Raw genomic sequence first — 11,298 nt, forward strand, 5'->3', positions numbered from 1 at the left:
GCTTTTCATTTGGGATAGGCTGATCAGGCGACGGTCGTCTTGACGTCGAGATTGCCGCGCGTGGCGTGGCTATAGGGGCAGACGACATGGGCCTTCTTGATGAGGTCTTCGAGAACGGCCTTGTCGACGCCGGGCGCGGAGACTTCGAGCGAGGCTTCGATGCCGAAACCGCCGCCGTCTTCACGCGGGCCGATGCCGACCGTTGCGGTGACCTTGGCGTCTTCGCCGATCTTGACCTTCTCCTTGCCGGCGACGAACTTCAGCGCGCCGAGGAAGCAGGCCGAATAGCCGACCGCAAAGAGCTTTTCCGGGTTGGCGCCCGTTGCGCCGTCGCCGCCGAGTTCCTTGGGAACGGTCAGCGTGACATCGACGGTGCCGTCTTCGGTTGCGCCATGGCCGGCGCGGCCACCGGTTGCAGAAGCCTTGGTCCTGTAGAGAATGGGCATGGGTGTCTCCTTCCTTGCTGTCGTTGTTGATGGTGATTGAATAGCGTAAAATTAAATTGCGCGCAATATGATTTTGCAAATTGCAATTTTGGCCCTTTGTGCGACAATGAAGCATGACCGACAAACGTGACGAAGCTGAGACGGACACCATTCCCGAGGGCATGCTGGCGCTCGACCAGCAGCTCTGTTTTGCCGTCTATTCCGCAGCACACGCGCTCAATCGCACCTACAAGCCGCTGCTCGATCCCTATGGCCTGACCTATCCGCAATATATCGCGCTGATGACGCTCTGGCATGAGGACGGCCGCTCGGTGAAGGCACTCGGCGCGACGCTCGGGCTGGATTCCGGCACGCTCTCGCCATTGCTGAAGCGGCTGGAGGCATCGGGTTACATCACGCGCGCGCGCGACAAGTCGGACGAGCGGCAGGTCCTCGTTACGCTCACCGAAAAGGGCAGGGCCATGCAGCGCGATGCGGTGGCCATCCGCATGGAGATCGGCAAGGCGACCGGCTGCACGCTGGAGGCCCTTCAGGCGCTGACCGGCGAACTCCAGGCGATGACCGAACGGCTTGAAAACGGCGCACGCGACGACGCCGCCTGAAAAGTACGATTTTACCGTAAAGCTTTCCCCGCGGCACCTGTTCGCGATTCAGCCTTCGCGCTAGAGTGCGCGCGGCGACGAAGAAACCGTCGATGGGGGCACGGTTGACTTTCACATGGTCCTGGGAACGGACGAACGGTGCGGCGAGCCTGTGGTGCGTCGCCGTGGGTGTCGTCATGATGACGCTGTGGCTGGCGGAGCCCGCCGGCCTCGCCGCCGCGCATCCCGGTCTGTTCGGCATGAAGTTCAACGCCGCACTCACCTTCGTCGTGCTCGGCATGGCGCTCTGGCTTGCGGCCCGCGGCTGGAAACAGCTGCCGGCGCTGATGATGGTGCCGGTCTTCCTCTACGGCGCGATCGCGCTCTCCCAGCATATCTTCGGCATCGATACAGGTATCGACACCCTGCTCAACACGCCCTTCGTCGATATCGGCACGAGCCTGCCGGGGCGCATCGCGCCCAACACGGCATTCTGTTTCATGCTGATGAGCGTGGCGATCGCCCGCCGTGCGCTCTGTGGCAAGAACGATGTCGTGCAGGTGGCGCTTGGCTTCGCGACCTTCATCATCGCCGCGGCCGCCCTTGTCGGCTATGCGATCTCGCTGGACTTCGCGCATGACTGGATCCGCTTCACGCGTATGTCGTTTCAGAGCGCCAGCTGCTTCGTGGCGCTCGGCATCGCCATCATCTTCGTCGGCACGGAGAAGACCGGCTACAACCGGCTGACCATCGCCGCCATTCTGGGCCTGCTAACCTATCTTATCCTGCTGGCTATGGCCTATTACGAACTGGCGCGCTACGAAAACACCTTCGGCATCACCTTTACCATCAATGGCATCAACGCACGCAGCACGCTCTCCTCACTCGTCCTGATATCGGGTGCGCTCTATGGCGCGCTGGTGGTGCATCTCTATTTTTCCTCCCGCCGCGCCAGCGCCATGGCGGCGGATCTTGCCGAAAGCCGAGGGCGTCTTGCCGCCATCATCGACAATGCGGTGGACGGTATCATCACCATCGACCAGCGCGGCCTCATCCAATCCGTCAACGACGCCTGCACGCGTATCTTCGGTTACGCGCCGGAGGAGATGATCGGCCGCAACGTCAAGATGCTGATGCCGGAGCCCTACCACAGTGCACACGACAGCTATCTCGGAAATTACCAGCGCACCGGTGAAGCGAAGATCATCGGCAGTGGCCGCGAGGTCGAGGGCCGGCGCAAGGATGGCTTCATCTTCCCGCTCGATCTTGCCGTGGCCAAGGTGGAACTGAACGGCGCCATCATCTACAGCGGCATCGTGCGCGACATCACCGAGCGCAAGGTGAACGAGCAGGCGCTGATCGAAGCCAATGCGGAGCTTGAGGAATTCGCCTATCGCACCTCGCATGACCTGCGCTCGCCTATCGCCTCGTCGCTCGGACTGCTCGGCATTTCCCGCGATATGCTGGCGGAGGGAGATATGCCGGCACTCGGCCAGATGCTCCAGCGCATGGAGGGGAATTTCCGCCGCCTCGACCATCTCATCCAGAACATCATCACGGTCACGCGCAACCGGCTTATGGAGGAGGAGGAGAAGCCGATCGCGCTGCGCCCGTTCGTCGCCGAAGCGATCGACGCGCTCTCGCATCTCGACGATTTCAAGCGAATCCGGATCGAAAATCATGTGCCGGCGGAATTGACAATCGTCAGCAAGCCGTCGAAATTCCAGGTCATCGTCGGCAACATGCTGTCCAACGCGGTCAAATATCATGATCCGAAGGAGGCCGAGCCGGCGATCGATGTCCGCGCTTTCCGCTATGGTGGGCGGCTGCGGTTGTCGGTGGAGGACAACGGCCTGGGCGTTCCGCCCGCAAGCCGTCATTTGTTGTTCAAGATGTTCAAACGGCTGCACCCCAACCGATCCTTCGGCAGCGGGCTCGGCCTCTACATATTGAGAAAGAGCGCGGAAGCCCTGGGCGGCACGGCGCTCTATGAAGCAAGAGATAAGGGCAGCCGCTTTATGATCGAGCTGCCCGACGGGGACTAAAATGAAGATCCATTCGATCCTGGTCGTCGACGACGACGAGAACGATCAGTTCATTTGTGAGTACACGATCCGCAAATTCGATCCGTCGATCCGCATCCTGAAGGCGTTCGACGGCACGGAGGCGCTCGACATCCTGCGGAGCGAGGACACGCCCGACGCCATCATCCTCGATATCAATATGCCCGTGATGAACGGTTTCGAGTTCCTCGACCGCTATGCCGAGGAGTTCGAACAGCACGCCCCCGTCGTCGCCATGCTCACCAGTTCGCATCTCGGCAAGGATCGTGAGCGGGCGATGCAATACAGCTTCGTGAAGAGCTATTTCGAAAAGCCGCTGCAAGCCGATCACCTGCGCATCATGGCCGAGCTTCTCGGTCATAAATAGTCTTCATCTTGTCATTGGAAAAATATTCGCTATATTATTTCCATGGAAAGGATCAAGGCCATGCAGCGCAAACCCATACAGCAGGTCAATGCGGAGAGCACCGTGCTCACCAAGGCGGCCGTCAATGCGGCGGACCGGCTGGGGCTGACGGCGCGCATCCTCTCGGCGGTCATCGGCGTGTCGGAGGCGACGGTCTCGCGGCTGAAGCGGCAGGACGTGCTGCTGGAGCGCGGCACGAAGCCGTTCGAGCTCGCCGTGCTGCTCGTGCGCCTGTTCCGCTCGCTGGATGCCATCGTGGGCGGCGACGAGACCGTCGCGCGCAGCTGGATGACGGCCGAGAACACCGCACTCGGCGCCCGCCCGGTCGATCGTATCGTCTCCATATCCGGCCTTGTCGATGTCCTTGCCTATCTGGACGCCCGCCGCGCTCTCGTCTGAGGCGCGGCCCTTCGCGGGCAGCGTCTGGCGGTTCGTCGAGGCGCAGCATCGCGTCTCGACGCTGAAGCTCGTCGATACCTTGGACGAGCAGGCCTTGCTGGAGGACATTCTCGAAGAGAGCAAGCCGGTGCTGCCGCCCGAATGCGCCGGCCTCGATTATCTGCTCGCGACCCCCTTCCGCTACGGCGCCATCTATCCGCACGGCTCGCGCTTCCGCCGGGCAGGGCGCACGCTCGGCGTCTATTACGCGGCGCTGACGGTGGAAACGGCGTTGGCCGAAATGGCCTTCTATCGCCTCCTGTTCTTCGCGGAATCGCCGGCCACGCCGCTGCCGGCCAATGCGGCCGATTACACCGCCTTTTCCGCTGCCGTCGCGACCGGTGAGGCCATCGACCTCACCCTGCCGCCGCTCGACCGAGATGCACCCGCCTGGACGCATCCGACCGACTACGCCGCCTGCCAGTCGCTGGCCAACGGCGCGCGGGAAGGCGGGCTCGCCGCCATCCTCTATCGTTCGGTGCGCGATCCCGCCGCCGGCAGAAACCTCGCGCTCCTCACCGCAAAAGCCTTCGCCGCGCCAAAACCGGTGGAGCGCCAGACCTGGCGCATCCGGTTGTCAGGGCTCGGCGTGCAGGCCTTGTGCGATCATCCGCCGAGGCGCATCGGCTTTTCCCGCGAGGATTTTTCCGCCGATCCGCGCATCGCCTCACGCCGATAGGGCGGCCTCCTCGAAGAAGTCCTCCGGCCCGTCCACCTCGATCAGCCGCCGTTTCTCGATCAGCCAGAAGCGATTGGCCACCGCCCGCACGAAGGCGCGGTCGTGCGAGACGAAGAGGCAGCTCGCCTGTTGCGCGGTCAGCTCCCGTTCCAGCGCTTCCTGACCCTCGATGTCGAGATGGTTGGTCGGCTCGTCGAGCAGATAGAAGTTCGGATTGGTCAGCCTGAGCACCAGCATGCCGAGCCGCGCCTTCTGCCCGCCCGAAAGCAGACCGACCGGCCGACCCTGCATCTCTACGGAAAACCCCGCGCCGGCGAGCAGGCTGCGCGCCCGCTGGTCGCCGACATCGAAGCGATGGATGATCGTACCATGCGGCGTCTCCGTGTCGGAAAGATCAGACAGCGCCTGGTCGCCGTAACCCAGCACCAGCGACGGCGTCGGCTTGATACCCTCCCGCGCTGCGCCCTCGATCGCTTCGCGCAGCCGCAGCACGAACCGCGTCTTGCCGGTGCCGTTCAGTCCGAGCAGCACGATGCGGTCACCCTGGCAGATGAACTTCTGGGCGGTGCGGAAGAGCAGCGTTCCATCCGGTGTCTCGACCGGGCAATCCTCCAGCGTCACCAGCACCTTGGCATGGGTGCCGCGATTGGCGAGCCGGATCGCGCCGGCGGAATTCTCCTGATGGGCGGGCTTTGCCGCGTCCTCGATGCGCTCGGCGCGGGCCTTCAGCTGCTTGGTCTTCACCACCAGCAGGTCGCTGCCCGAGTTGATGCCGATATTGTTGAGCTTCGCCGCCTGCTGGCGCAGCTGCGCGGCCGCCTTCATGTCCTTCTCGAAGCGCCGCTCCTCGGCCGCATCCGCCTCGTCCAGTGCCGCGCGGGCGCGGGAATAGGGCAGCGCGAAGAGCTGCGAGCGCTCGGGCCTGAGGAACAGCGTGCGGTTCGTCACCGCGTCGAGGAAGGCGCGGTCGTGGCTGGAGAGGACGACCGGCATGTCGCGCGGCAACGTGCCGAGCCAGCTTTCCAGCCGCGCGATCTTTTCGAGGTCGAGATGGTTGGTCGGTTCGTCGAGCAGCAGCACATCGGGTTCCGCGACGCGCACGCGGGCAATCAGCGCGATGCGCTGCCAGCCGCCGCTGAGTGCTGCAAGCGGGCGTTCGCGTAGCGCCTCGGGCACTTCGAGCTCTTCGAGCGTCACATCCGCCCGCCAGCTTTCACTGTCCTGCTGTTCGTGCGTGAGCGCGCCGAGCACCGCCTCGCGAAACGTCAATTTTTCCAGCCCGGGGGCGAGGTTCTGTTCCATATGGCCGACGGTGAGGCCGCGGGCGCGGGTGATCTCGCCGCTGGTCGGCTCGAAATCGCCGGTGATGCAGCGGAGCAGGGTGGATTTGCCGCGCCCGTTGGCGGCGACGAGACCGATGCGGTCGCCGTTCGCGATGGCGAGGTTGAGATTGGCGAAGAGGGGAGCGGAAAGCGTGACGCCGAGCGCACGGATATTGATGAGCGACATGAAAAATCTCTGGTCTTCAAGGCCTCGCGGCGCGGCATCAGCCGTCGATCACGCGAAAAGGCACAAGGAAATTGGATGCGGGGGAACCGCATCGCCGGACAGGCGGACCAGAAGAGACGTGTTCGTTCCGATCAGCCCTGCAAACGCATCTGCAGGGCAAGATTGGGACCGTGCGTGCGGTGTGGCAGAAATTCGTATTTCACGCGCAGTCCTTTCTTACGTGTTGCGAACGAAGAATCGATACCACCGGTGGGTGGGCTTGGCAACCGGGAGCGGGGAAGGGCGGCTCAGATCTTCTCCGCGAGAAAGTCGATAAACGCCCGGATGCGGGCCGCAAGATGCTCGTGGCCGACATAGACGGCATGGACCTGTTCCGGCTGCTCCGGATTGTAGTCTGCAAGCACCTCGACGAGAACGCCCGCTGCAATATCGCCTTCGACATGGAACTTGCCGATGCGCGCGATGCCGAGACCCTGAAGGCAGAGCAGCCGCGCGACGGAGCCGCTGGCGGCCATCAGGTTGCCGGCGGCCGGCGCGGGATAGACCGTGCTTTCGCCGGGATCGCGGAACGGCCATTCGCCCGGCGTGCGGCCGAAGGTGAAGGTGATGCAATTGTGCGCAGCGAGATCCGCCGGCGTGCGCGGCGTGCCGCGCCGGGCAAGATAACCGGGCGTGGCGACGGTGACGCGGTGGCTGACGAGCAATTTTCGCGCCTTGAGCGCGGAATCGGCCATCGGCGCAGTGCGAAAGGCAATGTCGGTGCGTTCCTCGACGAGGTCGATCAGGCCGTCGCTCAGCGACAGTTCCAGCTTCACATCCGGATAAAGCGCCAGGAACTCGCCGACGAGTGGGATGATGTAGCACTCGCCGAAGCCGATCGTGGCGTTGATGCGCAGCAGGCCACGCGGTTTCGCTTGCGCGCCGCGCGCGACCAGTCGCTCCATCTCGTCGATTTCCGCCAGAACGCGCCGCGCCCGCGCCAGATAGGTCTCGCCCTCCGGCGTCAGCAGGAGCGAGCGGGTGGTGCGCACCAGCAGGCGGGTGCCCAGGCGATCCTCGATGCGGGTCACCAGCTTGCTCACCGCCGAGGGCGTGAGCTTCAGCAACCGGGCCGCGGCCGAAAAGCTTCCGGTCTCGGCGGCCGCGACGAAGACATCCATTTCCCCGGTGCGATTGTCCATGGTTCATCCTGTGAATTGGTTTCACAGTCCTTTATCCATTGCGCATTCTTATCATTCAAGTGGCCGCGCCGCATATTCCCGCCATCACTCCCGCACGGCGTCCGATAGGCGCCGCCAAAGCCTCTAAGGTGCTCCATGCCACTTGCCCTCTTTGCGCTCACAGTCGCGGCCTACGCGATCGGCACCACGGAATTCGTGATCGTCGGCCTGTTGCCGACCGTCGCCTCCGATCTTCACATCACCCTGCCGCTCGCCGGCCTCATCGTCTCCGTCTATGCGCTCGGCGTCACGTTTGGCGCGCCGGTTCTCACCGCGCTCACCGGAAAGCTCGGCCGCAAGCCGCTGCTCTCGGGCCTGATGGCACTGTTCATCGCCGGCAATGCGATTGCCGCCCTGTCGCCGAGTTATGAAATGCTGCTCGTCGGCCGCGTGCTCTCGGCCTTCGCGCATGGCGTCTTCTTCTCCGTCGGCGCCACCATCGCGGCCGATCTCGTGGCACCCGATCGCCGTGCATCGGCGATTGCCATGATGTTCATGGGCCTGACCGTCGCCATCGTCACCGGCGTGCCGCTCGGCACCTTCATCGGCCAGACCTTTGGCTGGCGCGCCACCTTCTGGGCCGTCGCCGGCCTCGGACTTGTCGCCTTCGCGGCCATTGCGCTTTTGCTGCCGAACAATCTCAAGCGCGAAAAGCCGGCGGGCCTGATGGAACAGGTGCGCGTGCTCGGCTCCGGCCGCCTCATCATCGTCTTCGCCATGACGGCGCTCGGTTACGGCGGCACCTTCGTGACCTTCACCTTCCTCTCGCCGCTGCTCCAGGAGATCACCGGTTTCTCCGCCAATACGGTGAGCCTCGTTCTGGTGCTCTATGGCGCGGCCATCGCGCTCGGCAACCTCTTCGGCGGCAAGGTGGCGGACAAGAATCCCGTCAAGGCGCTCGCCGTGCTCTTCGCCCTGCAGGCGCTGGTGCTCGCCGTGCTCACCTTCGCCGCCCCGTCGCCGGTCTTCGCCCTTGTGACACTCGCCGCGCTCGGCTTCCTGTCCTTCGCCAATGTGCCGGGCCTCCAGCTCTATGTCGTCGACATGGCCAAGCGCCACCGCCCCGCCGGCATCGATGTCGCCTCGGCCCTCAACATCGCCGCCTTCAATCTCGGCATCGCGGCCGGCGCCTGGATCGGCGGATTGGTCGTCGCTTCGCCGCTCGGGCTGGGCGCCACGCCCTGGGTCGGTGCCATCCTCGTCGCCGGTGCGCTCGGACTGACGCTCGTCAGCGGCGCGCTCGACCGCCGCGAGCGCAGCCAGCCCGATGCCACGGCCTGCCAGCCGGCCTGAACCTTTTCAAACCCATCAGGAGAATTCCATGAAAACCATCAACGCCAATGGCGCCCACATTCCGCAGCTCGGCTTCGGCACCTTCCGCATGCCGGAAGCCGATGTCCTCTCCATCCTGCCGAAGGCGCTCCGGCGCGGCTTCACCCACGTCGATACCGCCCAGATCTACGAGAACGAGGCGGCCGTCGGCGACGCGATCCAAAGCTCCGGCGTGGCGCGTGAAAAGATCTTCCTGACCACCAAGGTCTGGGTCGCGAACTATGCGAAGGACGCCTTCGCCGTCTCCGTCACAGAAAGCCTGCGCAAGTTGAAGACCGACCATGTCGATCTTCTCCTGCTGCACTGGCCGAACGAAGCGGTGCCGCTGGAGGTGCAGATCGCCGAACTCAACGCCGTGCGTGAAAAGGGTTTTGCGGAACATATCGGCGTCAGCAATTTCAACACGGCGCTGATGGCCGAGGCCGTGCGCCTGAGTGCGGCGCCGCTCGCCACCAACCAGGTCGAATACCATCCCTTCCTCGACCAGACGGCGGTGCGGGACGCGGCCAAGCGCCACGGCATGGCGCTCACCGCCTATTTCGCCATGGCCGACGGCAAGGTGCCGGCCGATCCAGATCTCAGGGACATCGCCGCCGCGCACGGCAAATCCGCCGCGCAGGTCGCGCTGCGCTGGCTGATCCATCAGCCGGATGTGGTGGCGCTGACCAAAACGGTAACGGAAGCGCGGCTTGCCGAAAACCTCGCGATCTTCGACTTCGCGCTGACGGCCGAGGAAATGGCGCGGATCCACGAACTCGCCCGCCCGGACGGCCGTATCGTCAGCCCCGATGGTCTCGCACCGGTCTGGGACAACGCGGCCTGACAGGATTCGGCGGGGCGTGTTGCGCCCCGCCGGCCACCCCGAAAGGCGAGGCCGGCTTTCCAAAAGGGCGCCGGACATGTATGGGTGTCGCGCCGCCCCGTTTGCGGCAGGGAGCCCCTCATGCAGTCCTCGTCTTCAACGGTCCTTTCACCGGACTGGCCGGCCATTATCGCCGTCGTGCTGGGCGCGACCGCGTTTTCCGTGGCGCAGGGGCTCACCTATCCGCTCGTCTCGCTGACGCTGGAGGCGCGCGGCTATTCGTCGTCGATGATCGGCGTCAACGCCATCGCCTATGCCGCCGGCATGGGCGCCTCGACGCTGCTCGTCGGCAGCCTCACCGCGCGCTGGCGGCCCGACCGGCTGATCATTTTCAGCCTGGTCATCTGCTCGCTGTGCCTGGCGACCTTCGCGGCCACGTCGTCTTTCGTCGTCTGGGGCCTCGCCCGCTTCCTGCTCGGTTTCTTTGCCAGCATGATCTTCATGCTCGGCGAAGCCTGGCTGAACGCCGCCTGCCCGGATCGCCTGCGCGGTCGCGTCTCGGGCCTCTACGGCATGGGCATCTGCGGCGGCTTTGCCGCAGGGCCGCTGGCCATTCCGCTGTTCGGCAGCGCCGGCGGGCTCGGTTTCGCGCTGACGGCCGTCTATCTCGCCATCGTCGCCTTCGCCACCGCTATGCTGATGTTCTCGACCAAGACGGTGCCGGCACCGTCCTCGACGGCCGATGTCTTCCGCTTCTTCAAGGCTGCCCCCATCCTGGTCGGCATGGTCTATGTCTTCGGCTTTGCCGATATCGCGGCGATTTCCGCCATGCCGGTCTATTTCGTGAAGACAGGCTATAGCGAAGCCTTCGCCGCCATCAGCGTGACGGTGATGGCGCTGCCCACGGCACTTGCCCAGCCGTTCATCGGCATGCTGCTCGACAAGCTGCCGCGCGAGCGGGTGGCGCTCGCCACCGTCGTCGTTGCCGCCACGAGCTATCTCGTCCTGCCGCTGGTGACGTCGGAAATCGCGATCCTGGCGCTCCTGGCGGTGATGGGAACGGCGATCTTCTCGCTCTATACCTGCGCGCTCACCATGCTCGGCGAACGTTACAGCGGCTCCATGCTGGTCGCCGGCTCCGCCGCTTTCGCGCTTGTCTATGCGGCGGGCAGCGCCACCGGTTCGGGCCTGACCGGCGCGATCATGGAAGCGGGCGGCCCGCAGGCCGGACCGCTCTCGGTGGGCCTCGGCCTCACAGCCTTCACCGCGCTGCTGGTCCTGACCCGCAAGCGTTAGAGCCGCATGACCGTTCCGCAGAGCAAGGACGAGCTGCTTGCCGCCATCGCGCTGGAATTCGGCAAGCTCCTGAAAGCGCTGGATGATGTTCCGCTGGATCGCGCGCAGCTGCGCACGATGGACGGGCACGCCAAGGGCACGCTGATGCGCCCGTGCGATCTCGTGGCCTATCTCGTCGGCTGGAACGAACTCGTGCTGAAATGGCTGGAGCGGGATGCGGCGGGAGAGCCGATCGATTTTCCGGAAACCGGTTTCAAATGGAACGAACTCGGAGAGCTCGCCCAGAAATTCTACTGCGACTACGCGCATATCCCGTATCCCGTGCTTGTCGCGCGGCTCGATGCGGCGAGGGTAAGGATCGTCGCGGCCATCGGCGAGCGTGACGATGCGGCGCTCTATGGCCACCCCTGGTATGGAAAATGGACGATGGGCCGGATGATCCAGTTCAACACGTCGTCACCCTATGACAATGCGCGCGGCCGGTTGCGCAAATGGCTGAAAGCGCAATCCAAGGCATGAAAAGGCC

The 11,298-nt window shown here is 64.5% G+C and carries 12 protein-coding genes; 9 read left to right on the forward strand and 3 right to left on the reverse strand.

From position 1 onward, the window contains the following. Positions 1-23: 23 nt before the first annotated feature. Complete coding sequence (locus tag ACOZK4_RS08850; RefSeq protein WP_117368979.1) at positions 24-446, reverse strand: organic hydroperoxide resistance protein; 423 nt, start codon at positions 444-446, stop codon at positions 24-26. A 113-nt stretch (positions 447-559) separates the two neighbouring features. Between ACOZK4_RS08850 and ACOZK4_RS08855 the strand changes: the two genes are divergently transcribed. The 5 genes from ACOZK4_RS08855 (at position 560) to ACOZK4_RS08875 (ending at position 4,613) form a co-directional block, all read left to right on the forward strand. After that, positions 560-1,048, forward strand: a complete 489-nt coding sequence (locus ACOZK4_RS08855) for a MarR family winged helix-turn-helix transcriptional regulator (protein WP_421591567.1) — start codon at positions 560-562, stop codon at positions 1,046-1,048. Positions 1,049-1,152: 104 nt separating this feature from the next. After that, positions 1,153-3,072 (forward strand): sensor histidine kinase, encoded by a 1,920-nt coding sequence (locus ACOZK4_RS08860; protein ID WP_421591568.1) that lies wholly within the window; start codon positions 1,153-1,155, stop codon positions 3,070-3,072. A gap of 1 nt (position 3,073) precedes the next feature. Next, positions 3,074-3,457, forward strand: a complete 384-nt coding sequence (locus ACOZK4_RS08865; protein ID WP_313531798.1) for a response regulator — start codon at positions 3,074-3,076, stop codon at positions 3,455-3,457. Positions 3,458-3,517: 60 nt separating this feature from the next. Next, entirely contained in the window at positions 3,518-3,895 is a 378-nt protein-coding gene (locus ACOZK4_RS08870) for an MbcA/ParS/Xre antitoxin family protein (protein WP_421591569.1), read from the forward strand. Beyond that, positions 3,855-4,613: an RES family NAD+ phosphorylase gene (locus tag ACOZK4_RS08875; protein WP_421591570.1), complete on the forward strand. Its 759-nt coding sequence runs from the start codon at positions 3,855-3,857 to the stop codon at positions 4,611-4,613. Before ACOZK4_RS08870 ends, ACOZK4_RS08875 begins: the two co-directional genes overlap by 41 nt. Here the strand turns inward: ACOZK4_RS08875 and ACOZK4_RS08880 are convergent. Both ACOZK4_RS08880 and ACOZK4_RS08885 read right to left on the reverse strand, forming a co-directional pair. Then, positions 4,602-6,122, reverse strand: coding sequence for an ABC-F family ATP-binding cassette domain-containing protein (locus tag ACOZK4_RS08880; protein WP_421591571.1), 1,521 nt, complete (start codon positions 6,120-6,122; stop codon positions 4,602-4,604). The two genes, ACOZK4_RS08875 and ACOZK4_RS08880, sit on opposite strands and share 12 nt — an antisense overlap. Before the next feature lie 287 nt (positions 6,123-6,409). Further along, a complete protein-coding gene (locus ACOZK4_RS08885; RefSeq protein WP_421591572.1) occupies positions 6,410-7,303 on the reverse strand; it encodes a LysR family transcriptional regulator in 894 nt (297 codons plus the stop codon). A 135-nt stretch (positions 7,304-7,438) separates the two neighbouring features. Between ACOZK4_RS08885 and ACOZK4_RS08890 the strand changes: the two genes are divergently transcribed. The 4 genes from ACOZK4_RS08890 (at position 7,439) to ACOZK4_RS08905 (ending at position 11,291) form a co-directional block, all read left to right on the forward strand. Continuing rightward, positions 7,439-8,635 carry an MFS transporter gene (locus ACOZK4_RS08890; protein WP_421591573.1) on the forward strand — a complete coding sequence of 399 codons (1,197 nt, stop codon included), beginning with the start codon at positions 7,439-7,441 and terminating at the stop codon, positions 8,633-8,635. Positions 8,636-8,663: 28 nt separating this feature from the next. Continuing rightward, positions 8,664-9,497: an aldo/keto reductase gene (locus tag ACOZK4_RS08895; RefSeq protein ID WP_421591574.1), complete on the forward strand. Its 834-nt coding sequence runs from the start codon at positions 8,664-8,666 to the stop codon at positions 9,495-9,497. A 120-nt stretch (positions 9,498-9,617) separates the two neighbouring features. Continuing rightward, the gene (locus ACOZK4_RS08900) at positions 9,618-10,772 is read left to right on the forward strand and encodes an MFS transporter (RefSeq protein WP_421591575.1); all 1,155 of its coding nucleotides are present in this window, start codon (positions 9,618-9,620) and stop codon (positions 10,770-10,772) included. A gap of 6 nt (positions 10,773-10,778) precedes the next feature. Next, the gene (locus ACOZK4_RS08905) at positions 10,779-11,291 is read left to right on the forward strand and encodes a ClbS/DfsB family four-helix bundle protein (RefSeq protein WP_421591576.1); all 513 of its coding nucleotides are present in this window, start codon (positions 10,779-10,781) and stop codon (positions 11,289-11,291) included. The last annotated feature ends 7 nt before the right edge of the window (positions 11,292-11,298 follow it).

This window comes from Shinella sp. M27 (assembly GCF_049199905.1).
Classification (GTDB): domain Bacteria; phylum Pseudomonadota; class Alphaproteobacteria; order Rhizobiales; family Rhizobiaceae; genus Shinella.